Source organism: Fructilactobacillus sp. X2R5C3 (assembly GCF_059901325.1).
Map to the genome: position 1 here is coordinate 125690 of NZ_JBWXUY010000003.1, position 23989 is coordinate 149678.

Below are 23989 nucleotides of genomic sequence, written 5' to 3' on the forward strand. Positions count from 1 at the left end.
TCGAAAAGGAGCGCTTTATATGGCAAAAAGTAATGGACTTAGTAGATTAGAAAGATTTTGGTTTATTACCATCATGTTAATCGGTACTTTCACCATGTCGATTAGTCAGTCATCACTATCGACGGCTTATCCCACATTGATGAAGTACTTTGATATTTCAGCATCAACCGTTCAATGGTTAACGACTGGTTTTATGATCATCATGTGTATCATGATGCCGATCAGTCCTTGGTTGTTGAACAACATGAGTTTTAAGAAACTCTTTATGGGAGTTTTACTGATGTTTGATCTAGGGACGTTAATCATTTTAATCAGCAATAGTTTTATGTGGGTGCTGATTGGGAGAGCCTTAGAGGCAATTGCCGTTGGAATTTTGTTTCCATCGTATCAAACGGTATTACTAAATATCACACCGGAAGATGATCGAGGAACGATCATGGGAGTTGCTGGACTAGTCATGGGTTCAGCTCTGGCGTGTGGACCAATCATTTCCGGAATCGTTTTGAAGTTTACCACTTGGCGTGGCTTGTTTGATGTCTTCATTGTGATTATCACTGCTGTATTCCTGATTTCATTCTTTGTGATGAAAGACGTTATGCCACGAATTAAATCAAAGTTAGATTGGCTTTCAATTATCTATTCATTTGGTTTGATTGGAATCTTGTACGTAATTAGTGAAATTGCTAAACCAAACAATAACTATGGAATGCTTTTACTCATCTTAGTTATTAGTATCGTTTTGATTGCGTTGTTTGTTTTCCGTCAGTTTAGGATCAGCAATCCACTATTGAACTTAAACGTGTTAAAGACCTTTAACTATGATTTAGCAGTGCTTTTGACCGGTTTCTCTTACATTTCATTGATTGTAGTTACGATCATTTTCCCACTGTACTATCAACAGGTACTGGGAGTATCACCATTCATTTCCGGGATGGCACTAGTTCCTGGAGCTGTTTTCTTAAGTATCTTGAACCCAATCACGGGTACGATTGTTGATAAAATTGGATTTAAGCCAGTTATGTTAACAGGAATGTTGATGATTGTGCTGGGCTGGGCCATTTTAGCCTTTTTCCCAATTTACAATATTTGGGGCATGATGGTTCTGGCAATGTTAATTGAGGGTGGAAATGCCTTTGTCATGATGCCTGCGGTTACGCTTGGGGCCGATTCACTGCCAGAAGATTTGATTTCTTATGGAACGGCTTTAATTACGACGGTCAGACAGGTACTTGGGTCAACCGGAGTTGCGGTTGCTACGATTGTATTAGTGAGAGCAACTGGATTCTTCAAACTCAGTATGCCGGCAATGCCAGCTCAGGTTAATGGATTCCACATGGTTTACTGGGTCTTCTTGGTAATTGCGGTTATCGGACTATTGTTTGCAGTTATGATTAGAACGCCGAAAAAAGATCAAAAATAAATTAAAAACGTATTTTAGGTGGAAATCGAATGATTTCCATCTTTTTTGTTCAAAAGTAAATTAATTTCACAAAGTATTGCTTTAATTACTGAAATTAATGGATTTGCAATCGTGATGTAATCATTTGGTATTAATCCTAACCTATCATAGAAAGTGTAGGATGATTGTAAAATAATACACAATAAATTAATAAAGGAGCTGGTAAGATGTTCAAAGGATTAATCAGAGGTGTAACAGTAGCGATTGCGTCGTTAGGTTTATTTGGTGTCGTAAACATCGCCACTAACCAAAATCAAGTATCCGCAAGTAAAGCCCATTTTTCAAACGTTAAGCGGGTTGCGACTAGTGAGCTTGGTAAATCATATTCGTACGGTGCAGTCGGACCTAACAGTTTTGATTGCTCTGGCTTTACTCAATATGTCATGAAAAATGGTGCTAATCGTAATATTGTAAGAACAGCACAGGCTCAATATGATACCTATAAGCATGTTAGAAAGAGTAAAATCAAAAAAGGTGACTTAGTCTTCTTTGGTTCAAGTAAAAGTGACATTTACCACGTTGGGATAGCTTTAAACAAACATCAAATGATTGATGCACAAAATCGCGGAGTGGTGGTTGAGCCAATTCACGCCCCGTGGTGGCATTTAGTGGGTGTTTCGCGTCCAGTTTCATTTACTAAGAAAACAGTTCAAAGTCCCGTTAGGTTTTAATGAGCCTGACGGCTTTTTTTGACTTCTCCAACTTTGCTGATTACTATGTAGGCAAATGTTGAAGGGAGTGCATTTCAAGTGCTAAGAAAAGACGAGCCATTTTTACCAATTACATCAAGAAAGGAACTTCGGGACTGGTTTGCTGAAAATTGCAAGAAAGAAGATTGTCTGTGGGTTCCAGTCAGCATGAGTAAAACCAGTGAAGAAAAGATGTTTTATTTGGATATCGTCGAAGAGGCACTGTGTTTTGGCTGGGTCGATGGTTTGCATAAAAGTTCGGATGAAACGGGACTAGCACAACGATTGACTCCTCGAAAGGAAGACAGTAACTGGACTGAGCTCAACAAGGAGCGGGCTCGAAGACTAATTAAACTAGGTTTAATGACTGAAGAAGGCAAACGAGTGTTACCAGATTTGTCGCCTAAATCGTTTAAGATTATTCAGCCCGTTAAACGTGCCTTAAAACGTGATCCGAAAGTATGGGATAACTTTAACCATTTTCCCGATTTGTACCAACGAGTTCGCGTTGATGGTGTTCAGTCCCGCTTGAAATTTAGTAAACCCCAATCATATAAACATCGGTTACGTAAGCTAGTAAAGAAGACGAGAGTCAATGAGATGTATGGTGGTTGGTGTGATGATGGAAGATTGTTGCATTATTAATTTCTTAATTATTAATAATAAATGAATCTTTCCATACTTTTGAATATTGCTGATTAATTTGTTTTGCTGTAAGAATATTGTTATCAAAGGTAGAAAATGAATTATCCGGAACAGTTATCTTAAATCCCAAATGAAATCCTACTTTGATGGTAGTATCAACACAATACTCAGTTTGTGCACCACATGTTTCAATGGTATCCACTGATTGACTGTTTAAAAATGATTCTAAACCAGTTTCATAAAATGAATCAGGAACATACTTATTAAAGTATCTGTCCTGAGGTAGGTTATTAATATTGTGATTAAGCTGCCATTCTTCACTGTTAATGTGCATTGATTCACTGATATGTTGCATAAAAATGATTGGTGAATTATGTTTTCGGTAGTAGTTTATTCTTTTGTTTATATTGTTTATAATTGAGTCCACATTATATATATTTTTTAGACCTTCTTGCATATCAATTATTAATAGTGCTTTCATAATTTCATCTCTCAAACAAATAATTTACATCATTGTACAACGATTATTTGAAATAGGTATATTGTAGAATTCTTTTTGTTTGTGTAATATATAAATATGTAAGTAGATATTAAAACAAGATGATAAAGGAATTCAAATGCCTAAAAAATATTTCACCAGTGGGACACGTACCAGTCATACGTATCAGTTTTATAAGGAACGCAGAAATGATCCAAGTTGGCGGGAAGATTACTTAGAGGTTAAATCAAAACGAAGACGTAATTTTCTGATGAAATTAGTTTCAGGGGTTGTGATTGTATTGATTGGGTTCTTTCTGTTTAACCATTATGCTGGTGCTTTAATAAGTAGAATACAAAATGAGTTTAGACGGAATCCTTCATCAATAATTTCAAATCGAACTTCCAATCAACATAATTCAGCACAAATAACTCCTAATTCTTCTCAAGCAGAAACAGGAGCAACTCCAGCAAATAGTAACAATAATAAGGCTGAAAATGATGTTAAGCAAACAAGCACTTTGACAGAACCAATTGCTAAACAAATATTAGAGAAAGAAACACCTTATTTCCAAAATACGACTACTAATAAAATTAGTTATTGGAATTATGGTGGTAAACTATCTGGAGATCAGACGGGATATTGGTTTATAACTCAAAACGCTACTAGTGATATTGGATTAGAGGGGACCGTTAAAGATAATGGGGACGGAACTGCTCACATATCAGAAAACGTTGTTTCAAAAGCAACCGGTCCACATTCTTCAAATTTAGAAAAAGATGTGACAATTCCACGTTAAGCTTATAAAACACAAAAAAGCGAACTAATCAATTTAATGACTGGTTCGCTTTTAATTATGGAGGCGGCGGGATTTGAACCCGCGTCCGAGCATATTGCCTCCTGAACGTCTACATTCGTAGGCTAATCATTTGAAGTTCACTGTACAATCCGCAATTAGTCAATGCTAGCATGCACAGCTAATCTGATTAATCTCTTCATACTACTTCAGATGGGAGCAGTAAGCGTATCCTATTAAAGGTAGGACCTAGGACTGATCCATAGGAAAAATCAGCTAGATCTACGTCAAGCGCTTATTAGGCAGCTACGGCGTAAGAATTGTTATTATTTTTTGCAGTTATAATTAAACTGAGCGATTTGACGCATCGTCGTACGGAATGCAATTCAGGCTCAAACTATACCCGTCGAATCCATAACGCCCCCGACAGACACAATACTACTATACCATGATATCTGCCTAATTTACAGTAATTTAGATCAGGTTAAAGTGCTTCAGTCCGTTAACAATACCGTGGTCGGTATTTTTGGTGGTAATGAATTCACCATGTGGTTTGACGTTTGGAAGTCCATTACCCATTACGACCGGATGATCAACGTAGTCTAACATTGGGATGTCGTTATTACCGTCTCCAAACGCGTATGTTGGGATTCCAGTTAGTCCAGCAGTGTTTATTAATTGCTTGATTCCAGTAGCCTTAGAAACGTCATGAACGACCACATCAATTGAATAGGGCGAATTACGGTAAAAGGTTAGGACATCTCCAAAGTTTTCTACGTAGTCAGTATCCAGATCAGTGTTGGTAACCACCATCATGTTAATGGGATTTTCGTGCCAATACTTTTTTGTGACAATGGTTGGAAGTGGAGCGTGGACATGTTCAAAGGCTTTAACTGCCAATTCATCGTGATTGGTAATGGCACCACGTTTTTGGTTCAGTAAAACTAATGTATTATCGTGTTTTTTAACAAAGCTATACAAACGATCAATGATTTTGGGGTTGATTGTATTAGAAAAGACTTCTTGGTTTCTTAACATTCCAAAATCACCGTTTGCGGCTACCACGGAATCAATCTTGGTTTTCTCTAACGTATCTCTGATTTCAAAAAGATTCCTTCCGGTTGAGATTACCGGAAGGCCACCGTGTTTTCTGATTTCATCCATTGCGTTTGCAACTTCATCGTTCACCTTTGAATGTTCATCAAACAAGGTCCTATCTAAGTCAAAAAATACTAAATATTTATACATAATCGAATCTCCTTTGCTTATCATTTTAACATATGACCTACTTTGCAATCCTACTAATTAATCGTGATTACATGTACAATGAGATAGGAAGCGATTTTTAGAGGAGAATAAAATAATATGAAAAAAGTTGAAATAACCGGTAAAGCCGTCAAAAAGTTTGAGGGCGGTTATCCACAAATTAGTGAAAAAGATTTAGTTAGCGAAGCGGATTTTAGCAACGGCGAGGTCGTGGCTTTAATTAAGGGAGATCATTTCGTTGCCAGTGCTTACTTTGGCAAACAAGCTGGGGGAATCGGTTGGATTTTGGATCGCAGGGAAAATCAATCTATTGACGATCGTTTCTTTGGTCATTTGTTTAGTCAGGCCTTCAGTAAAAGGATCTTACTTCAAGATGAAGGCATTGATATTCATCGCCTGTTTAACGGACAGGGAGACGGTTTGGCCGGAATTACGATTGACAGCTACGATGGTCAAGACGTGATTACCTGGGAAAATGCTGGAATTTACCAATTGCGAAATCAGTTGATTCCAATCATTGTTAATCAATTGGGGAGTTACCAGAATTTATACGAGTATCAGCAGTTTGAACATGGTTCTGAAGTCAAGTCAGTTGAAAACGCTAGTCCCGATCCAGTAGGCTCGGCCAATGTCTTGGAGGGTGAAGTAACGTATCCAATTAGTTTACAGAACGCCAAAACGACAGGATTAGACATCATTTATCGCGATGTAAGACAGGACGTTTTTGATCAATCACAAGATAAAGTTGGTCTAAATTTATTTTATGAGGGAACCGGAGTTGCTAGTGCCATGATTGGTGGTGGTAGCGTTAAGACCGTTAATGTTGACGATAGTAATCGTGCTAAATCTCAATTGATTAATGAAATTGATGCTAATGGATACGTGATCGGTGCCCAAGAGGTCAGAAAAATGAGTGTCTTTGGGTATTTAGACTATGCGCAAAAGCATGATTTGAAGTTCAACATAATCACCGTTAACGTGCCTGTCTTTGTTAGAGATAAAAAGAATCGGTTTGAGATTAAGCGTGACTTACAAGATCTCGTTAGTGCGGTAAGTCAAGTTGCTAGTAAGGATGCGTCTGTCTTCTTTACCACAGATACCAATAAAATGAATTCGAAAAAGTTTCGGTCTGAAATCTCGGATGCATTTGCCGCAAACGGTGTTAACGTTAATTTTGGAAAAACCTACTCTAACCCAAATGATTTTCCGATTGACCCTGATTATGAACGTGAGGGATCATTTAAGGGGATCAATGTGCGGATTAAATAAGAACTAATATAATAAAATTAACAGAGCAAAAACATCATTATGTAATTAATTTTTGTTGTATAATGTAAGCGATATTATAGAAAGTGGGGATAGTGTAATGGCTTATTTGAAATTTGATGATTCTAAGTTAAGCAAGTTTGTACATCCGGATGAGTTGCCTGAGATTCAAGCGATGGTGACTGCAGCGGATAAAGAGTTAAGGGATGGCACTGGTGCTGGAAATGATTTCCGGGATTGGTTAGATCTTCCAGAAAATTATGACAAAGATGAGTTCGCAAGAATTCAAAAAGCGGCTGACAAAATCAAGTCTGATTCAAAGGTTTTAGTTGTAATTGGAATTGGTGGTTCATATTTAGGTGCCAAGATGGCCGTTGATTTTCTAAATGGTACGTTTTACAACTCTGAACCTGACGACAAGCGTCGTGGTGTAAAGGTTGTCTTTGCGGGTAATTCACTTAGTGCTCCATACATTCATGATTTGTTGAACTACATTGGTGACGATGACTTTTCAATTAACATCATTTCTAAGTCTGGAACAACCACTGAGCCAGCAATTGCTTTCCGAATTTTCAAGGAAAAGTTAGTTAAAAAGTATGGTGAAGATGAAGCTAACAAACGAATCTATGCTACTACTGATGCTCATCGAGGTGCTTTGAAACAAGAAGCTGACGCTAACGGCTACGAAACCTTCGTAATTCCAGATGGTGTTGGTGGACGTTACTCAGTTCTTACCCCAGTTGGTTTATTACCAATTGCTGCTACCGGTGCTGACATTAGTCAATTAATGAAGGGTGCACTTGATTCTTCTAAGGAATACACCAATCCAGATGTTAATAAAAACGATGCCTATCGTTACGCTGCGTTGAGAAATATCCTTTACAGAAAGGGTTATACCACTGAATTACTCGAAAACTACGAACCAAACATGAGAATGTTCTCAGAATGGTGGAAGCAGTTAATGGGTGAGTCAGAAGGAAAAGACCAAAAGGGAATTTATCCATCATCAGCTAACTTTACAACTGATCTTCATTCATTAGGTCAATACATTCAAGAGGGACTCCGTGATCTGATTGAAACGGTTGTTAAATTAGATAAGCCTGATGACGATATTGCGATTCCCAAGGAAGAGTCAAACCTTGATGGTCTTAAATACCTTCAAGATGACACGGTTAACGAAGTTAATACCAAAGCCTATGAAGGGGTTGTTTTAGCTCATACCGATGGTGGGGTTCCAGTTATGACCGTTCATATTCCTGATCAATCAGAATATTCACTAGGTTACTTGATTTACTTCTTTGAAGTTGCGGTTGCTATTTCTGGTTACCTAAATGGCATTAATCCATTCAATCAACCAGGCGTTGAAGCATACAAGAATAATATGTACGCACTATTAGGTAAACCTGGTTACGAAGAATTAACCAAGAAACTGGATGCAGAATTAAAAAAGGAAAACAATAACTAAATAGACAAAAAGAACGGATTCAACTGAATCCGTTCTTTTTATATGGTCAATGATTTGATTGTAATAAGAGGGTTATTCCCATTTTCCTTCAAGAATACGTAGCTTCTTAATTAAGCGTTGTTGTGCTCTTTCAAGATCATTCATTTGATCATCAACGTGACGGTTTTTGTCCATTCCACGTTTGTCATCTTGAGTCGGCTTAGCAACCTTAGTATCACGTAAGTTATTGGTCTGATTTTCGTTTTCAATCAACTCTTTCACAACGTCCATTCGTTCGTTGTAATTAGATAATAAATCAGCGTTGAATTTATCTGAGTTTTCTTTTTGGAACTTTTCTTGATCCTTGATTAATTTTTTAAGTTCTTTTTCTTTTGAGTGTGCGTCCATATTGTCATACCTCCAATATAAAAAGAATAGCACTAATGCTGTTTCAATAGCAATCTAATTTTATAAATAAAAATGGTCTTCCGATTAATCGGAAGACCATTTATTAGTTTAGATATTATTTGTCAGTATCTTTACGTCTGAAACCAAGTACTGCGGCAAGAGCAACCATGATAGAACCAATGGCACTCATAAGTAGTGTACTTGCTTGACCAGTTTGTGGCAAGATGTGACCATTCTTTTGGTCATTGTTTTTAACTGCAGAAGCTTGACCGTTATCCTTAGTAGCAATGTGTGAAGTTGTCTTATCATCATTGTTTACCTTAGCAGCAGTTTCTTTGTTTGAAGCATTCTTGTCAGAAACTTCTTTGTTTGAAACAACTTTAGCGGAAGTCTTCTTGTTAAGAGTTGCCCTTTGGTCAGTTGACTTCTTTGAAGCGTTCAAATCAACTGTGTTCTTCTTAGCAGTAGTGTCATTTGACAAGTTACTTACTTGTTCTTTAGGTGCTGCTGGAGTTTGTTGAACATTTTGTTGAACGTTAGGAGTCGTCTTTGAAGTTTTAACAGTCTCGTTAGTGTTGGCATTAGTGTTTGATACAGATGCCTTTGCTGGTTGAACACTCAATTTAACCTTATTAACGTTGTTTTGTGGTGCACCAGTAGTGTTAGTTTGTTGTTGGTTAGTTGAAGCAGCTGGAGTAGGTGTAACACTAGCTGCTTTATTAACAGTGTTCAATTGAGTAGTAGGGACACTAGCTCTTAAGTTGTAAGTGTATGCTCTGTTATTAGCAGGTCTTGCAGCTGGAGTGCTTACGTTTTGTTGAACGTAGTTTGAACTAGCTTGGTTGTTAGCTCTTGGAGTATATGAATTGTTGTTAGTGTTTTGGCTTGGTGTGTAAGTACTTGCGCTTCCACCGTTAAATCCGTTAACACGTCCGAATAATACGGTACCAGGGAAGTAATTAAGTGAATCATTGTAAATAACACCACGGTTTTGAGCATCAAGCATTAAACCGTTACCTAAGTAAATTCCAACGTGGTAAAGATCTCCACCGTTAGAGAAGAATACTAAGTCACCTTTTTGAGCCTGGCTACGTGAAATGTGTTGTGTAGCAGGGTATTGACTGTAAGTAGTTCTTGGAAGACTGTATCCAGCCTTGCCAAATACGTATTGAACGAATCCAGAGCAATCAAATCCAGCTGGTGTACTACCACCCCAAACGTATGGAGTTCCAACATATTGTCTACCAATGTTAACTACTTGGTCGGCATTAGTGTTTTGAGCTCTAAAACTAACATTTTGAACTCTAAAGTTAGTTGCGGCTGCACGAGCGGCACTTAATTGAACGGTTGAGTAAGAATGAGCTGCTGGAGTAACATTGTTGCTTTGAGTGTTAGTCTTAACAGTTTCAGTCTTAGCTGATTGTGCAGGGGTAGTAGTGTTAGCATCAGCTTGTTTTGCATCGTTGTTTGAAACGGGTGCTTGCTTAGCAGGTGATTGTTGAGTAGTTTCAGATTTAGTAGCTGGGGTTACATTATTTTCAGCTTTTTCAGTATTTACTGATTGTGCTTGTGTAGTAGCTTCGGCTTTAACTGAATCGTTGTTAGTAGTCTTTTGGTCAGCGTTGTTGTTTTGGTTGTTATCAGCTTTAGCAGAAACAGCGTTGTCTAAATTATTAACGTTAACATCAGTTTTAGCTGATTGTGCAGGAGTAACAGCTTCTGCAACCTTGTTTTCAATCTTGTTTGGTGTAACAGTTGATGTTTGGTTATCGTTTTTAACGGCATCATTGTTAGCATCATTTTGATTGTTTTGGTTGTTTTCAGCTACTTGATTATTATCAGTAGTTGCTGATCGATCGTTAGTAATCGTAGCTTTTGTTGCATCATTAGTGGTGTTGTTTACATCATTGTTTGAAGCAACATTAGTTTGAGTAGTGGCATCTTTAGTAGCATTAGCATCGTTTGTTTGATTATCAACGTTAGTGTTAACTTTTGCTGCGCTCTTAGATGAGTCATTTTTAATAGTGCCGTTATCTTTCTTGGCACTTTGAGTAGCTTGTGCGTTATTTCCTAAGGCGTCAGCGTTAACAACGCTGCTGGTAGTTAGAAGGCCACCGGCAACCATCGTAGTTGCAAGGGCAGCAAACATCCATCTCTTACCAGCTTTGTACATTTTATAGTGTAATTTATCATTATTCATATATTTAATTTCCTCCTTTGGAATATATAAACAATAACATCAAAACTATGTGAAAAAAAGAGTTAAACTCAAGCGTAACTATAATGATATAGTGCGAAACATTCAGGAAATAGTTTGTTAAACTAGTAATGCTTCAGTAACATTGGTGTAATATAACTGTGTTACTTACAAAATATGACTAAACGGCTTGACCACGACGTTACGTAACGGTTAACAATGATTTATAAAGAGGCATCATTCATGCTTAAAATAAAAGAATGAGCCGACATGGCGGGCATTACAGTTCGTGCCCATCAATACTATGATTGAATATATTAATTGGTTCCTGAACGAGATTTAGAATCTAGTTATTGAAAATATAATTTTGCTGATGTTTTAAGACTACAGCCGGTTTTGTTTTACAAAAGTTTTGGTTTTGACTTAAAAGAAATTAAAAAAATTATGAACAATCCAGATTTTAGTTTTCACAATACAGTACTGATTCAAGAAAGATTTTATCTGAACAAGGCCGGCACCTTACCCGATTAATCAAAAGTATTTAAACTTATTTGCCGTTGATTTTCAAAATATACAAGAAATGGAAAATCGAATGATTGGTTTATTAAAACAATCATTAAGGAATAAAAGTACTGATTATAATGGAAGAAAAATTTACAAATTACACAAAAAGTGTTTGCAATATACATGGCCAAATTATTCTATAGAAGCTCATCAAGGACTGTCTAAAATTTATTTAAATGATGGCCGGTTTCAAAAATATTACGATAATAAAGCGGGAACTGGTGCCACAGAAATTTTGGCTCAATCAATTCAAAAATATGCAAAGTAATGACCCTAACCCCAAAGACGTTTTATTAAGCACTGATTAACCGAATTGTTCAATGTTTGGTAGAATTAGTGTAATACATTTAAGAGGGGGATTATGATGGCATATGGAAACTTAGACTATTATTATGCAATATTAGGATTACCCACAACAGCAGACAAACAAGAAGTTGATCGAGCTTATCGCAAATTGGCTAAGAAGTATCATCCTGATGTTAATCATTCTCCTGATGCTGCCTCCAAGTTCAAAGAAATTACCAGTGCGTATGAAATTATTAAAGAAAATAATTATAGTTCTGGATCATATGCAGGATCAAGTCAGTCTAGTTATGAATCACATTCTAATGAGTCTAACGCTAACAATGATTCTTATCAGCAAAACACTAATTATAATTATTCTAATTACCAGCAACAAAATCAAAATCATGAACCTCATCATTTCACTGAAGCTGACATTGGTAAGGTAATTTTCTGGATTGCAATCGCAATTTCGATTGCGACGGTAGTGATTGTCATTAAGGTTTTACCTCTTAGTATTACTTATGCGGTTTTGATTGTGTGTGGAATTTTGTATTACTTCTATCAGAAAAAGTGATTAATTATAAAGATCGAGCATTAAAATGCTTGGTCCTTATTTTTATTAATTAAGTTTTTATTGTAATAAAAACTTACATGAAAAAATTCTTTATGGTAGATTAATCATTGCTGAAAAATTAGGAGGTTAAGTATGCCAAAGGATTTTAATGAAGAATTATTGTTTACTGGATTAATGGCAGGTATGATGGTGATCGTGATGGAAGCCTATAACATTGCACTCGGGAGTGGGGTTGATTCCACTTTTGTTAAAAGTGTGTTAGTGGGTTATCCATTTGCGTTAGTTATTGCGGCTGTTTGTGATTTACTTTTTGTGGGACCACTTGCAAAAGGAATCTTTTTCAAATTTATTTTTACTGAAAAAATGGAAGAGAAGCCACTTTTGATTTCTTTAGGAATTTCAATTTTGATGGTTTTAGGGATGGTAACTTGCATGTCAATTTTCGGAATTGTAGTTGAAGGCGGATTTTCAAGTCTTAATCTAGCAACGTTTGGGATGACATGGATTAGAAACTTGATTTTGGCGCTACCATTACAACTTCTGATCGTTGGACCAATTGCTAGAATGGTTTTGGGTAAAGTTCAAGAAATCAGGAATTAAAATCAATTCAATAAAAAAGAACCATTTCAATAATTATTGAAATGGTTCTTTTAGTATTATAGTTGAGTATACTGGGCTCGAACCAGTAAATTGCGGATTCAGAGTCCGCTGCCTTACCAATTTGGCGAATACTCAATATTTGAACAACTAATATACTACAATTCTTTATGGACAGTTGTCAACAGAAAATTTTGCATTACTTTGTTGACAGACCGGTTTAAATTGGGTAAACTATGTAATTGTTCAGTTTATTGCCCGTTGGTCAAACTGGTTTAAGACGTCGCCCTCTCAAGGCGGAGCTATGAGTTCAAGTCTCATACGGGTAATTCAAATATGATAATGTCCTCAAACATAATTATGTTTGAGGGCATTTTTTATAAATAAAATTTTTTATAAATAAATATGAGGAGGATTTGGATATGTGTACTTCAATTATTATTAAATCTACGGATGGTCATCCGTTTTGGGGCCGTACGATGGACTTTATGGTTCCACTTTTTGATTCTCATAACGAAAAAGCGGCTGTCTCAACTAAAATCGTAAATATTCCCGCAAATCAGATAATTCAGTCAGAATTAAAAAACTGACGTAGCAAGTATGCAGTTATGGGGATTGGCCCTGACGAAGGAAGTCTTCTGTTTGATGGTATCAACGAAAAGGGAATCACTGGAGATCTTCAGGTTCTTCTGGAAACCACTCATGGAAGTGAAGCAGATTTAAAAGCTCGTAATCTAACACCAGTTTTTGGTGAGGAATTTGTGACATATGTTTTAACTCAATGTGCAACGCTTGATGACATCAGAAAACTCGCTAAGGCCACTGGATTGATTGATAAAGCTTATGTTTTTCATGGAAAAGCTGGTAAGCTTCATCTTCATTACACCTTTTCTGATGAAAACGGGAATTCCATTGTGCTTGAAGCAACGGACAATGGTGGATTTAAAATATACGATAGTATTGGAGTGATGACCAATAGTCCACAATATTCATTTCATACTACTAACCTCAGAAATTACGTTTCGTTAAATGCTTATAATCAGAAGCCGACTAAGATTGGTGGAAAATTACCGGTTAATCCAATCGAAGGTGGTACTGGATATGGAATGTTTGGGCTTCCAGGAGATTATTCTTCACCATCGCGGTTTATTCGGGCAACTTTTATCTCTAAAAACATTGATGAGTTTTCAGATGATGAAGGAATAAGCACTTTATACAATTGCTTTAAGCCATTCATCGTTCCAAAGGGTATCAGTCGAAATCCTGATTTTCCGCAACAGTGTGATTTTACTCAGTATTGGGTTGGTTATGATGTTAAGAACAGGACCTTGTATTTACAAACACCAAGCTGTCCGACGATGACCCGTGCTACTCTTGATCCTAACCGCACTGAAATTGAGAAATTTGACGTTGATCAGACGTGGAAAGTTAATGAGCCTCAGTAAATTCAATCTGGAGGCAATTTGCTCTCTTAATTTTTAGAGAAATTGGTATAATTGAGGTTATTAGGAGAATAAAAATGAATTTTTCAAAGACAAAAGCTAAAATAAAAAAAATGATTGAAAGCCAGAGTATTCCAGGAGCGGCATTTTCGTTTATCACTGGGATGAACGTTGAAAGTGATGAGATGGGATTAAAGCAAGTGGAGCCAACGAAAGAAGTCGTTGGACCAAACGACGTTTACGACATTGCTTCTTTGACCAAAGTAGTCGGGACCCTCCCGGTTATCATGAGGTTACTTCAAGATGGACGGATTCACCTAGATGATTCTGTTTCTGACTATTTACCAGAATGGAAGTATCCGGAGGTTACAATTCGTCATTTGTTGACCCATACTTCTGGAATTGAAGGGTACATTTCCAATCGAAATCAGATGAACATCAATCAGCTTCGTGAGGCTCTTTTAGGTCTTCATGTGGGCGATAATTTTAACAAGCAAATGAAATACGAAGACGTGAACTATATTTTCTTAGGATGGATTGCTGGGTTGGTAATGGGAATTCCCATTCAACCACTGATCACACAAATGGTTCTAAAACCACTTGGTTTAAATGACACGACCTTTCATCCTGAAGCGCAACGTTCTGTTCCTACCACATACAATGAAGAAACCCGTACTAATTTGCAGGGTAAAGTTCATGACCCGAAGGCGCAAATTTTGGGCGATGATTGTGGTTCAGCTGGGATGTTTAGTACTTTAAATGACTTGTCTCGTTTTGCTCAATGGATGCTTCAGGTTAATAATCGTAGTAGTATCTTTAATAATGAGACGTTTGATGAATTGTATGCCGATCAGACGCCGATGGAGGATGGCAGCCGGTCATTTGGATGGGCTTTAGCTGATTACGAAGGCCATCCGTACATTTGGCAGTCTGGTTATACAGGGGTGGTAATTGTACTCAATCGGGACCAGAAGAGTGGCTTTGTCTTTTTGTCTAATCGGGTTCACCCCCACTTAAGTGATCATTTCATGGAAGACCGAAATGACTTAATTAACACCTATCTTTACGAATTATTTAATTAGATAAAAAACACGTTTACCTTATTTTTAAGGCAAACGTGTTTTTCTTATTTATAAGGAACTTTAAGATAACTGTTTTCTAGATCAATTGTGTACTCAATCTCTTGATTCCCGCGCTGAGTCATCTGAAAGTCGGTTCCGTACAGTACTAGTCCAAGCTTTCTTTCCGCTGGAAGGTGATAGAAAGTTGGTTGTAACGTTAAATCAATATCATAAAATTGGTTTGGGACCAATTGATCGTTTTGATAAGCGGAATGGCGATTCTGAAGGTTCATATGTCCAAACGAAATCATTTTATTTGGTGTTGAATGCTTATTTAAGGTGAATTCCCGTAGATCATCCGTGTACCATCTGTGTCCTAGTAGAATTCCCTTGGGCTCAAGAATGGTAGGGGTAACATTCAATCTTTTAGCGTCCCCGTAATCGACCAATTGAGCTGACAGGATTCCGACGTTCTTAGACGTAGCAATGCGCAGGTGAAGGGTACTAAATCCCGAAATGATTTGATCTTCACTAAAAGATATTGTCTTAAAGATCAAACGATGTCCTTTTAATGAACTGTTTGGATCAAGTAAATCTTTTTCCCACCGTGTTGGATGAGAACAGTATGCCTTAAATTGCGACGAATCCAACTGATCTTGGTATTTAAGCTGGCCTTTGTTTGAAGTTTTGCTTAGTTTCTCATCATTTAAATAGTATTTTTTACTATGATTATCAAGCCAGTTATTCTTTTTGTTCCACGTTTCCGGCTTGACGTTGTCTTGCACAATCATATTTGGAATTTGGTTCATTACGTTATTCTCAATCCCATATAACTCATGTGAAATCCACATGTTGACGATGTCGTTGAAATCAAACGAACGAAAGGCGTTGATGTAAATGTGTTGACCTTGGTGAAGGATAATTTTTTGATTAATTGGAAGAGACTTGATTCCCTGCCATAGTTTGGCTGCGTTGACTGGTTTAACGTTCCAATCGTTCAGGCCTTGCACGATTAAGACATCGGCTTTAATGTTTTTAACGTTGTTTCGGTAGTTTCTTTTGTCCCAAAATTCGTTGTAATTCCCGGTAGTACAGTCCATCTGTTTTTGCATAATTGATAAGTAGCGATCAAAGAAAGGACGGATCTGGAAATTATCACCAGGATTGAGACTTCTACTGAATGTCTCGGCCGCTAAAACGTCAGCATCTTCTCCCTGAAACCCACCCGGAGCCATTACAAGGCCATTTTCACGATAATAGTCGTACCAAGAAGAGATGGCGGCTTCTGAAATAATGGTTTTAAGGCCGTTCACTCCAGTAGTTGCTGCAGCATTGGCAAGGGTTCCTAGGTATGATCGTCCGGTCATTGCTACGTTACCATTGGACCAGTCAGCTTTGATCTCGATGCTGTCCGTTCGGTTGGTGAATGCTCGCCGTTTATGATTAAGCCATTCAATTACTGCAACTGTTGAATCTGTTTGTTCGGGGGAACCACACGTCTGAATTCCGTCAGAATCTTTGGTTCCAATACCAGCTGAATAAACCACTGCATATCCCCGCATTAAGAAGTAGTCATTTAAGGTATAACCCGGCTTTGCAACGTGTCCCTCAATGGCTTCATCGGAAAAACCCTTTGGTGTTCTAGTACTAAATTTTTGGGGTTGTTCTTCATACATAATGTCAGAATAAATGGTATCATCTGGTTCTTTTCGAATAATTGGTTTGTTTACATCATGAGTGATTTGGTCTCCAAACGCATCGTTTGTCCCTTGGTCGTACGGACTAGCCGTATAAAGAGTTCCTAGCTTGAAGCTAGTTTTGGGACGGGTGATCTCAGCTTTGATTAGATCAGCTTTTCCGTCCTTATCAGAATCAGTGTCGGTTTCAACGTAGACTGTCTCATAAATGAGGTCTTCTGGTTCAAAAATAGCCTGCGCTTTGCCATTAAAGAAGAGGGGCTTATCTTTTGGAAATCCCTTAAAGAATCCCTGGTTTGCTAAGTGATCAAGGTAGGTTTGACCAGTCTTGTTATGGGTGGTTAGTAGAAGGTACCAAGCTTGAAGTAAGTCGTCTATGTCCCACTGACCAGGTTTATTAAAGTACTTCAAATGAATTTCTTTCATCGCTTTTAGTGGTTCATCAACCTGAAAGTCGACGTCTGCTTGAAATTCAAGCAGTTGGAGGGCCACTAGGTAGAAAACCTGTTGGTTAACTTCACCATTATTTTGCAAATAATCGCCAAGTCGTTTATCTGGAGTCGCTAGTCGATTATTCAATTGCTCCATTTGACCACTTTCATTATTTACGTTAATAAGCGTTTTACTGAGTAATTTCAAAAATGCTTCTGAAACGGTTTTAGAATTTTCGATTTCGGTTGGATTAAAGCCAACTTGGGCTAACTCTTGCTTAGCGGTGTTAAGGTCAACTAGTACTTGTGCGAACTGATTATTTTTCATGTCATCCACCACTCCTTCTTTTCAGTAATTATGCCATAACCAGAGAAGGGTGTTAACGAATTATGACTAAAAGTCCCTATGGATTGTGTATAATGGAGTTAATCTAAATGGGGAAGTGTTATTATGCTAATTTGGATTCATTTATTAACGTGGTTGGTTCTTTTTATTGTGGTTTGTATCGCTCTTTTTTCGAACTGGCATTTTAAAGTCATGACGATGATTGCCAGACTCTGTTATGTGATTTTAATTATTTCGGGAATTTTTCTGATCCCATTTGCATGGGGACGTGATCCAGTCTTGACGATTATCAAGGTTGTTTGCGCGTTACTATTGATTGGTCTGATTGAGATGGCGTTTGCCTTTAAATCACAACAGAAACTTTCAGGATGGTTTTTGTGGATGACCGTGATTGCAATTATAGTGGTGGCAATTCTTGGATTGCTTCTAGCAGGTGGTCGACCGTTTATTCATTTTATGTAAAAAAGAAGCACTACCAATTTAATTGGTAGTGCTTTAATTTTAGAATGATTCAACTTTTACTTTTTTCTTATCACCCGAAAAATCAGTATCGGGATACTTCTTTTCAAGGGCATCAAACATCATACGCTTAGCCAAGTTACCGTTTCGAGCTAGGATGGGACCATGAAAGTAGGTACAGACGGTATTTTTGTAAATGGCACCTTCTGTACCATCCTTGCCATTGTTGCCATGTCCCTTAATGACTTTTCCCAGTGCTCGTTCACTTGGTCCTAAGTAGGTCACTCCAGCGTGGTTTTCAAAGCCATGGTATTTTTCCTTGGTTTGTTCGTTTTGAATTTCAATGTTTCCAATGAAACGATTGTCTTTCATTGCATCCGTATAGTGATCAAGGGCACCAATACCAGGAAGCTTTTCGCCATTAGCTGCAACGTAGTAATTTCCAAGTAACTGGAAGCCACCACAGATTGCGATGACTGGTTTACCTTGTTCAATGAAACGTTTAATTTCATCCTTTTTGGTTTGAATGTCTTTTGAAACAATGGTTTGTTCAAAGTCTTGTCCACCACCGAAAACCATGAAATCATAATCATCGGCGTTGAACCCTTCTTCTAAACTAACAACGTTTGAGGTGACCTCAACGCCAATCTGTTTAGCGTAATATCGTAACGACAAAATGTTACCGATATCACCGTAAGTATTCATTAAGTCACCATATAAGTGAGCCACTCGAATGGTTTTTGTCATTAGTCCATTCCTCCTTTAATGAATCCTTTTTGTGCTAGTAAATGTCTGAATTGAAGCATAGCCGTGTAAGTGGCCAGAACGTAAACCTTTTTAGTGGGCAGCTGTTTAATTTGTTCCAAGACTTTCTCAATGTTTGGTTCAATGATGTGATTGTCGTCATGAACCCCGGCAACCTTAAGGCGGAAGGTAATGTCTTTGTATCGTTCACCACCGGAAATGAATTTTTTAATGTTCATTTTTGGCAGACGTTCGAAGTCGCCATCCCAGATCCAACTCGTGTCAATGCCGTCAGCATAGTTAGCATTTTCAAGAAAGACAAACGAAAATGGTTCCTTTTCATGAGAAATCATGTCAATGACTTGATTAAGTCCCACTGGATTTTTAACTAACACAATGGTTACTTCTTTATTACCAACTTTGATTTCTTCCTGTCTTCCAAAGAGTCGCTTGTTGGTTTCAAAAGCGTGTTTAATTTGATCAGGACGAACTCCCATTTGTCGACCCGCCGCATAAGCTGCGAGAGCATTGTAAATATTGTATGTTCCACCAACATCAATTGAATACTGGTTTCCATCAATGTCAAAGGTTGAACTAGTTGGGGTTTCGTCCACCACTTTAGTGACTTTGTAATCTAGTTTTGGACGATGGAAACCACAGTTAGGACAGAAGTAGTCACCTAAATTTCCGTAAGTGATGTAATGGTAGTGCATAATGTGCGAACAAACGGGACAAAGGACCCCATCCGTGTTGGGAGCTGCCTTGATATCTTTATCAGCTGGTTGATCTTGAAAGCCATAGAACACTTGTTGATTTGGCATTTTTTTAGAGTTAAAAATGGCGGAATCACCGTTTGCAACTACTAGGGCATCTGGAGCTAGTAAGATCCCATTTAAGATTTTTTGGTAGGTAGTGTAAATCTCACCATAACGATCCAGTTGGTCACGGAAGATATTAGTTAAAACAAACATCTTTGGTTTGATAGCCTGAACAACCGGTTTTACGTTGGCTTCGTCAACTTCTAAGACTGCAATTGGATTTTCACCATATTTGGGATGCTTTGCTTGTAAAAAGGTTGAGACAATTCCCTGAGTCATGTTAGATCCAGTTGGATTAGTCAGAATTTGATCATATTCTTCCTTTAGGACTTGAACGATCAGTGCGGTAGTCAAAGTTTTACCGTTCGTTCCTGACACAATAATCACATCATAATTTTTACCCAGCGTCTTTAAAATATTGGGATCAATTGCAGTGGTTATTTTTCCTGGTAATGAGCTACCACGGTGCAAAAAATTATGCAGGAACCAGTAAGATGACTTACCAGCCATGGTGGCAATTCTACTCTGAAATGACATAATGAGTTCTCCCTTAGAAATGATTAGTTTTGCACAATTAAAATAATTCTATCATAAAATTACGCTTATAAGTAAGAATAGTAACTAATTTAAGAAAAAGCAATTATTCAAATGGTAGAACAAATTTTGAATTTGGATGCGAAAAAGTGGTAAATTCGATATAATGAAAAAGTTAGTGAAAATAGAGAAAAGGTGATAACTTGGCACAACTATTCTTTCGTTACGGAGCAATGAATAGCGGAAAATCAATCGAAATTATCAAAGTCGCTCATAACTATGAGGAACAGGGTAAATCAGTTATTTTGATGACAAGTGGCGTTGATACCAGGGAAAAGAAGGGAACCATCGCTTCTCGGATTGGGTTGACTCGTAAGGCCCTTTCAATTAATTCCGATTCAAACGCATTTAAAATGGTAAAAGATGAAATTGAAAAACGCGATGAACCCATTAGTTGTGTGTTAGTTGATGAAGCCCAGTTTTTAAATAAGCATCACATCTTCAAATTAACCGAAGTGGTTGATCAATTACATATTCCGGTCATGGCATTTGGACTTAAAAATGATTTTCAAAATAAATTGTTTGAGGGATCGAAGTATTTACTATTGTATGCGGATAAGATTGAAGAAATGAAAACGATTTGTTGGTTTTGTGAAAAGAAAGCCATTATGAACTTAAGAGTCCATGATGGAAAGCCCGTTTACGAGGGCGAGCAGATCTTTATGGGTGGTAACGAGTCATATTATCCTGTTTGTCGTTATCATTATTTCAATCCTCCGATTGAAGCACAAAAGAATAAGGAGTAATAAGAATGGCTGAAGCCGATATGGATAAAATTTTTGATAAATTACAATCCGTTTCTGACAGATATGATGAATTAAACGAACTAATCAGTGATCCAGAAGTGATTGCTGACACCCAAAAATTCATGAAACTCTCAAAAGAAGAGGGCAGTCTCAGAGAAACGGTTGAAACTTACAATAAGTATAAAAAGATTAGTAAACAATTAGATGATGATGAGACCATGTTAAGAGAAAAACTTGATAGCGAAATGGAAGACATGGTCAAATCCGAGATTAGTGATTTAAAGGATCAGAAAACGCAACTTGAAGATCAAATGAAGTTGTTGTTGATTCCAAAGGATCCTAATGACGAGAAAAATATTATCATGGAAATTCGTGGAGCAGCTGGTGGAGATGAAGCCAGTTTGTTTGCGGCTGACTTATATAACATGTACACCAAGTATGCCGAACGTCAGGGATGGAAGATTGAAGTGATCGACGAAACTGATACTGAAGTTGGTGGTTTTAAAGAAATTGTTTTAATGATCACTGGTGATAAAGTCTATTCCAAGTTAAAGTACGAAAATGGTGCTCACCGAGTACAACGAATTCCTTCCACAGAATCGGCTGGACGAGTTCACACTTCCACAGCTACCGTTGGTGTAATGCCTGAGGAAGAAGATGTGGACATTGACATTGATCCAGGCGATATTCGAACGGATGTCTATCGCTCCTCTGGTGCTGGTGGTCAACATATTAACAAAACTTCATCAGCCGTCCGAATGACCCACCTCCCAACTGGGATTGTGGTTGCAATGCAAGATGAACGTTCTCAACAACAAAACCGTGCTAAGGCAATGCGGGTTTTAAAAGCGCGTGTCTATGACTACTACAAACAAAAAGAACAGAATGAGTACGATGAGAAACGGAAAGATGCCATTGGAACGGGTGACCGTTCTGAACGAATCCGGACTTATAACTATCCTCAAAATCGAGTTACTGACCATCGAATTGGATTGACCTTGAACAAGCTAGACAAAATCATGGATGGTGACTTAGATGACATCATTGATGCATTAATTGTTTCTGATCAAGCTAAAAAATTGGAGAAATTGAATGACTCAGAAGCTTAGAAATAATGCAACTGTTTTTGAAGCCCTTAAATGGGCTTCTTTGCGTCTGGAGCAAGAAAGTTTGGATCCTGATCAAGGACGCCAGGTGATGAGGTCTTTGATGGGATGGAATTTGACGGATTTGCTGATGAATTATCGGTTTAATTTGTCTGATGATCAGGAAGCTAAATTTATTGAAATGATAGAACGGGTTCTAAATCATGAGCCACTGCAATATGTAATTGGAACTGCTAATTTTTATGGATACACGTTTCAAGTTAATCCCAGTGTTTTGATTCCAAGGCCTGAAACGGAAGAATTAGTGGAATGGATCTTAAATGATTACGATGATCATCCTATTAACGTATTGGATGTTGGAACTGGTAGTGGTGCCATTGCGGTTTCATTAAAAAAGCAACGCCCAAGTTGGAAAGTAACTGGTTCTGATATTTCACTTAATGCATTAAAAATTGCTCAAAAAAATGCAACGTCAAATCACACCGAAATTAATTTTGTTCAGAGTGACCTATTTGGCGCTTTTAGTGAACAAAAATTTGACCTGATTGTCTCTAATCCACCATATGTGGGTCAAAATGAGATTAAGTATATGGATGAAAGTGTCTTAAAATATGAACCACGTCAGGCTTTATTTGCTGATAATGATGGGCTTTCAATCTATCAGAGAATTTCGCGTGATGTTGATGCTCATTTAGAGAGGGATGGCTCTCTTTATTTAGAAATTGGCTTTAGACAGGGAGATCCGGTTCAAAAGATTTTGATGAATGATAATAAAAGGCGGTCGGTTCGTCTCCGAAAGGACATGGCAATGCGTGATCGAATGATTAAAATGAAATAAAGGAGAATTTTTAAAATGGATACAAAGATATTTACGCCGGATCAGATTGATGCGGCCGCAGAAGAACTTAAGAAGGGGAACCTCGTTTCTTTTCCCACCGAAACAGTTTACGGACTAGGGGCCGATGCTACTAATGTCTCAGCGGTTAAAAAGGTTTATAAAGCTAAGGGACGTCCAAGTGATAACCCATTAATCGTTCACGTTGCTGATGTTGAGACGGTTGAGAAGTATGCTCAACCGTTAGACGAAGAAGTAAAAAGATTAATGAAAACGTTTTGGCCAGGTCCATTGACAATCATCTTAAAGTTAAAAAGGGGTGCACTTGCTAAAGAAGTTACTGGTGGACTTGATACCGCTGCTTTTCGAAATCCTGATAAACAGTCAACTCTAAATTTGATTAAAGCCGCTGGTGTTCCATTAGTAGGTCCATCAGCAAATACGTCTGGCAAACCCAGTCCGACCCTTGCAAAGCACGTTTATCATGATTTAAATGGTAAAATTGCGGGGATTTTAGACGACGGTGCCACTGACTTTGGGGTTGAATCGACGGTTATTGATATGTCAACGGGGAAGCCAGCAATCTTGCGTCCAGGTGCAGTTACCGTTGACCAGATTGAAAAGGTCGTAGGCCCAGTTGACGATGCCGTTCACCATGTTAGTGCGGATCAGGTTCCAAAGGCTCCTGGAATGAAGTATCGTCATTATGCCCCAGATGCTCAGGTTCAAATTGTTGACCATAAAGATGACTGGAAGCGAGCGGCTGATTGGATTAAAAAACAAGATGGGACTGTGGGAGTTATGGCAACTGACGATGTAATTGATGCAGTTGACTGGCCAAACAATGCAGAAACTTACAGTCTTGGAAGTGATATTAATACGGCCAGTCATTTACTATTTGCCGGACTTCGTCAATTTGATTCAGAAGATGGTGTTGATAATATCTTGACACAGGGATTTACCCCAACTGAATTAGGGGAGGCTTACATGAACCGCTTAAACAAATCCGCAGGACAAAAGCACTTTGAATAGTATACTTAAT

General features: G+C 37.8%; 23 protein-coding genes, 2 tRNA genes, 1 other RNA gene and 1 pseudogene. 18 read left to right on the top strand and 9 right to left on the bottom strand.

All coding sequences use genetic code 11. The annotated features are described in order from the left end of the window. Positions 1-19: 19 nt before the first annotated feature. The 3 genes from AC6UDE_RS05465 to AC6UDE_RS05475 all read left to right on the top strand — a co-directional run bounded on the left by AC6UDE_RS05465 (position 20) and on the right by AC6UDE_RS05475 (position 2793). Positions 20-1420 (top strand): DHA2 family efflux MFS transporter permease subunit, encoded by a 1401-nt coding sequence (locus AC6UDE_RS05465; protein WP_500696850.1) that lies wholly within the window; start codon positions 20-22, stop codon positions 1418-1420. 206 nt (positions 1421-1626) lie between these two features. Further along, positions 1627-2130, top strand: a complete 504-nt coding sequence (locus AC6UDE_RS05470) for a C40 family peptidase (RefSeq protein ID WP_500696851.1) — start codon at positions 1627-1629, stop codon at positions 2128-2130. A 78-nt stretch (positions 2131-2208) separates the two neighbouring features. After that, entirely contained in the window at positions 2209-2793 is a 585-nt protein-coding gene (locus AC6UDE_RS05475) for a YdeI/OmpD-associated family protein (RefSeq protein WP_500696852.1), read from the top strand. Between the two features lie 4 nt (positions 2794-2797). On the opposite strand, the gene AC6UDE_RS05480 is transcribed toward AC6UDE_RS05475, so the two are convergent. After that, positions 2798-3274 (bottom strand): isochorismatase family protein, encoded by a 477-nt coding sequence (locus AC6UDE_RS05480; RefSeq protein ID WP_500696853.1) that lies wholly within the window; start codon positions 3272-3274, stop codon positions 2798-2800. A gap of 136 nt (positions 3275-3410) precedes the next feature. Here AC6UDE_RS05480 and AC6UDE_RS05485 point away from each other — a divergent pair, with 136 nt between their 5' ends. Continuing rightward, positions 3411-4070, top strand: a complete 660-nt coding sequence (locus tag AC6UDE_RS05485; RefSeq protein WP_500696854.1) for a hypothetical protein — start codon at positions 3411-3413, stop codon at positions 4068-4070. Between the two features lie 55 nt (positions 4071-4125). Here AC6UDE_RS05485 and ssrA read toward each other — a convergent pair. After that, positions 4126-4492, bottom strand: a transfer-messenger RNA (tmRNA) gene (gene ssrA / locus AC6UDE_RS05490). A 49-nt stretch (positions 4493-4541) separates the two neighbouring features. Next, positions 4542-5315, bottom strand: coding sequence for a Cof-type HAD-IIB family hydrolase (locus AC6UDE_RS05495; RefSeq protein ID WP_500696855.1), 774 nt, complete (start codon positions 5313-5315; stop codon positions 4542-4544). Between the two features lie 117 nt (positions 5316-5432). Here AC6UDE_RS05495 and AC6UDE_RS05500 point away from each other — a divergent pair, with 117 nt between their 5' ends. Next, positions 5433-6602: a class I SAM-dependent rRNA methyltransferase gene (locus AC6UDE_RS05500; RefSeq protein ID WP_500696856.1), complete on the top strand. Its 1170-nt coding sequence runs from the start codon at positions 5433-5435 to the stop codon at positions 6600-6602. A 97-nt stretch (positions 6603-6699) separates the two neighbouring features. Further along, on the top strand, positions 6700-8064 hold the full coding sequence (locus tag AC6UDE_RS05505) for a glucose-6-phosphate isomerase (RefSeq protein ID WP_500694335.1): 1365 nt from the start codon (positions 6700-6702) through the stop codon (positions 8062-8064). A gap of 72 nt (positions 8065-8136) precedes the next feature. On the opposite strand, the gene AC6UDE_RS05510 is transcribed toward AC6UDE_RS05505, so the two are convergent. Both AC6UDE_RS05510 and AC6UDE_RS05515 read right to left on the bottom strand, forming a co-directional pair. Further along, entirely contained in the window at positions 8137-8451 is a 315-nt protein-coding gene (locus AC6UDE_RS05510) for a hypothetical protein (protein WP_500696857.1), read from the bottom strand. A 115-nt stretch (positions 8452-8566) separates the two neighbouring features. After that, positions 8567-10651 (bottom strand): NlpC/P60 family protein, encoded by a 2085-nt coding sequence (locus tag AC6UDE_RS05515; RefSeq protein WP_500696858.1) that lies wholly within the window; start codon positions 10649-10651, stop codon positions 8567-8569. A 523-nt stretch (positions 10652-11174) separates the two neighbouring features. Between AC6UDE_RS05515 and AC6UDE_RS05520 the strand changes: the two genes are divergently transcribed. The 3 genes from AC6UDE_RS05520 (at position 11175) to AC6UDE_RS05530 (ending at position 12671) form a co-directional block, all read left to right on the top strand. Then, complete coding sequence (locus tag AC6UDE_RS05520) at positions 11175-11480, top strand: TipAS antibiotic-recognition domain-containing protein (protein WP_500696904.1); 306 nt, start codon at positions 11175-11177, stop codon at positions 11478-11480. Positions 11481-11576: 96 nt separating this feature from the next. After that, the gene (locus AC6UDE_RS05525) at positions 11577-12071 is read left to right on the top strand and encodes a DnaJ domain-containing protein (RefSeq protein ID WP_500696048.1); all 495 of its coding nucleotides are present in this window, start codon (positions 11577-11579) and stop codon (positions 12069-12071) included. A 132-nt stretch (positions 12072-12203) separates the two neighbouring features. Next, positions 12204-12671 (top strand): DUF2798 domain-containing protein, encoded by a 468-nt coding sequence (locus tag AC6UDE_RS05530; protein ID WP_500696859.1) that lies wholly within the window; start codon positions 12204-12206, stop codon positions 12669-12671. Between the two features lie 62 nt (positions 12672-12733). On the opposite strand, the gene AC6UDE_RS05535 is transcribed toward AC6UDE_RS05530, so the two are convergent. Beyond that, positions 12734-12806 (bottom strand) — tRNA-Gln (locus tag AC6UDE_RS05535). A 117-nt stretch (positions 12807-12923) separates the two neighbouring features. Here AC6UDE_RS05535 and AC6UDE_RS05540 point away from each other — a divergent pair. The 4 genes and pseudogenes from AC6UDE_RS05540 (at position 12924) to AC6UDE_RS05555 (ending at position 15192) form a co-directional block, all read left to right on the top strand. Beyond that, positions 12924-12997: transfer RNA gene (locus AC6UDE_RS05540), tRNA-Glu, on the top strand. A gap of 93 nt (positions 12998-13090) precedes the next feature. Beyond that, positions 13091-13258 (top strand): hypothetical protein, encoded by a 168-nt coding sequence (locus AC6UDE_RS05545; protein WP_500696860.1) that lies wholly within the window; start codon positions 13091-13093, stop codon positions 13256-13258. Between the two features lie 15 nt (positions 13259-13273). After that, positions 13274-14113 (top strand): annotated as a pseudogene (locus tag AC6UDE_RS05550) (linear amide C-N hydrolase); the annotation flags it as partial. Positions 14114-14187: 74 nt separating this feature from the next. Further along, positions 14188-15192 carry a serine hydrolase domain-containing protein gene (locus AC6UDE_RS05555; RefSeq protein ID WP_500696861.1) on the top strand — a complete coding sequence of 335 codons (1005 nt, stop codon included), beginning with the start codon at positions 14188-14190 and terminating at the stop codon, positions 15190-15192. Positions 15193-15236: 44 nt separating this feature from the next. On the opposite strand, the gene AC6UDE_RS05560 is transcribed toward AC6UDE_RS05555, so the two are convergent. After that, entirely contained in the window at positions 15237-17627 is a 2391-nt protein-coding gene (locus AC6UDE_RS05560; RefSeq protein WP_500696862.1) for a Xaa-Pro dipeptidyl-peptidase, read from the bottom strand. A 123-nt stretch (positions 17628-17750) separates the two neighbouring features. On the opposite strand from AC6UDE_RS05560, the gene AC6UDE_RS05565 reads away from it, so the two are divergent. Beyond that, complete coding sequence (locus tag AC6UDE_RS05565; protein WP_500694343.1) at positions 17751-18107, top strand: DUF1516 family protein; 357 nt, start codon at positions 17751-17753, stop codon at positions 18105-18107. Positions 18108-18146: 39 nt separating this feature from the next. Here AC6UDE_RS05565 and AC6UDE_RS05570 read toward each other — a convergent pair whose 3' ends face one another. Continuing rightward, on the bottom strand, positions 18147-18851 hold the full coding sequence (locus AC6UDE_RS05570) for a type 1 glutamine amidotransferase (RefSeq protein WP_500696863.1): 705 nt from the start codon (positions 18849-18851) through the stop codon (positions 18147-18149). Further along, a complete protein-coding gene (locus AC6UDE_RS05575; RefSeq protein WP_500696864.1) occupies positions 18851-20203 on the bottom strand; it encodes a MurT ligase domain-containing protein in 1353 nt (450 codons plus the stop codon). Before AC6UDE_RS05575 ends, AC6UDE_RS05570 begins: the two co-directional genes overlap by 1 nt. A gap of 230 nt (positions 20204-20433) precedes the next feature. Here AC6UDE_RS05575 and AC6UDE_RS05580 point away from each other — a divergent pair, with 230 nt between their 5' ends. The 4 genes from AC6UDE_RS05580 to AC6UDE_RS05595 are packed head-to-tail and all read left to right on the top strand — an operon-like array spanning position 20434 to position 23979. Continuing rightward, complete coding sequence (locus tag AC6UDE_RS05580; protein WP_500696865.1) at positions 20434-21006, top strand: thymidine kinase; 573 nt, start codon at positions 20434-20436, stop codon at positions 21004-21006. Between the two features lie 20 nt (positions 21007-21026). Further along, a complete protein-coding gene (gene prfA / locus AC6UDE_RS05585) occupies positions 21027-22115 on the top strand; it encodes a peptide chain release factor 1 (RefSeq protein ID WP_500694425.1) in 1089 nt (362 codons plus the stop codon). Then, positions 22099-22950 (top strand): peptide chain release factor N(5)-glutamine methyltransferase, encoded by an 852-nt coding sequence (gene prmC, locus AC6UDE_RS05590; protein ID WP_500696866.1) that lies wholly within the window; start codon positions 22099-22101, stop codon positions 22948-22950. Before prfA ends, prmC begins: the two co-directional genes overlap by 17 nt. A 15-nt stretch (positions 22951-22965) precedes the next feature. Then, positions 22966-23979, top strand: coding sequence for an L-threonylcarbamoyladenylate synthase (locus AC6UDE_RS05595; protein ID WP_500694347.1), 1014 nt, complete (start codon positions 22966-22968; stop codon positions 23977-23979). Positions 23980-23989: the final 10 nt, after the last annotated feature.

What these genes read in the sequence shown, in the direction of transcription:
- AC6UDE_RS05465 (WP_500696850.1), top strand. Translation starts at nt 20, where the DNA reads ATGGCAAAAAGTAATGGACTTAGTAGATTAGAAAGATTTTGGTTTATT.
- AC6UDE_RS05470 (WP_500696851.1), top strand. Translation starts at nt 1,627, where the DNA reads ATGTTCAAAGGATTAATCAGAGGTGTAACAGTAGCGATTGCGTCGTTA.
- AC6UDE_RS05480 (WP_500696853.1), bottom strand. Translation starts at nt 3,274, where the DNA reads ATGAAAGCACTATTAATAATTGATATGCAAGAAGGTCTAAAAAATATA.
- AC6UDE_RS05485 (WP_500696854.1), top strand. Translation starts at nt 3,411, where the DNA reads ATGCCTAAAAAATATTTCACCAGTGGGACACGTACCAGTCATACGTAT.
- AC6UDE_RS05495 (WP_500696855.1), bottom strand. Translation starts at nt 5,315, where the DNA reads ATGTATAAATATTTAGTATTTTTTGACTTAGATAGGACCTTGTTTGAT.
- AC6UDE_RS05500 (WP_500696856.1), top strand. Translation starts at nt 5,433, where the DNA reads ATGAAAAAAGTTGAAATAACCGGTAAAGCCGTCAAAAAGTTTGAGGGC.
- AC6UDE_RS05505 (WP_500694335.1), top strand. Translation starts at nt 6,700, where the DNA reads ATGGCTTATTTGAAATTTGATGATTCTAAGTTAAGCAAGTTTGTACAT.
- AC6UDE_RS05510 (WP_500696857.1), bottom strand. Translation starts at nt 8,451, where the DNA reads ATGGACGCACACTCAAAAGAAAAAGAACTTAAAAAATTAATCAAGGAT.
- AC6UDE_RS05515 (WP_500696858.1), bottom strand. Translation starts at nt 10,651, where the DNA reads ATGAATAATGATAAATTACACTATAAAATGTACAAAGCTGGTAAGAGA.
- AC6UDE_RS05525 (WP_500696048.1), top strand. Translation starts at nt 11,577, where the DNA reads ATGGCATATGGAAACTTAGACTATTATTATGCAATATTAGGATTACCC.
- AC6UDE_RS05530 (WP_500696859.1), top strand. Translation starts at nt 12,204, where the DNA reads ATGCCAAAGGATTTTAATGAAGAATTATTGTTTACTGGATTAATGGCA.
- AC6UDE_RS05545 (WP_500696860.1), top strand. Translation starts at nt 13,091, where the DNA reads ATGTGTACTTCAATTATTATTAAATCTACGGATGGTCATCCGTTTTGG.
- AC6UDE_RS05555 (WP_500696861.1), top strand. Translation starts at nt 14,188, where the DNA reads ATGAATTTTTCAAAGACAAAAGCTAAAATAAAAAAAATGATTGAAAGC.
- AC6UDE_RS05560 (WP_500696862.1), bottom strand. Translation starts at nt 17,627, where the DNA reads ATGAAAAATAATCAGTTCGCACAAGTACTAGTTGACCTTAACACCGCT.
- AC6UDE_RS05565 (WP_500694343.1), top strand. Translation starts at nt 17,751, where the DNA reads ATGCTAATTTGGATTCATTTATTAACGTGGTTGGTTCTTTTTATTGTG.
- AC6UDE_RS05570 (WP_500696863.1), bottom strand. Translation starts at nt 18,851, where the DNA reads ATGACAAAAACCATTCGAGTGGCTCACTTATATGGTGACTTAATGAAT.
- AC6UDE_RS05575 (WP_500696864.1), bottom strand. Translation starts at nt 20,203, where the DNA reads ATGTCATTTCAGAGTAGAATTGCCACCATGGCTGGTAAGTCATCTTAC.
- AC6UDE_RS05580 (WP_500696865.1), top strand. Translation starts at nt 20,434, where the DNA reads ATGAATAGCGGAAAATCAATCGAAATTATCAAAGTCGCTCATAACTAT.
- prfA (WP_500694425.1), top strand. Translation starts at nt 21,027, where the DNA reads ATGGATAAAATTTTTGATAAATTACAATCCGTTTCTGACAGATATGAT.
- prmC (WP_500696866.1), top strand. Translation starts at nt 22,099, where the DNA reads ATGACTCAGAAGCTTAGAAATAATGCAACTGTTTTTGAAGCCCTTAAA.
- AC6UDE_RS05595 (WP_500694347.1), top strand. Translation starts at nt 22,966, where the DNA reads ATGGATACAAAGATATTTACGCCGGATCAGATTGATGCGGCCGCAGAA.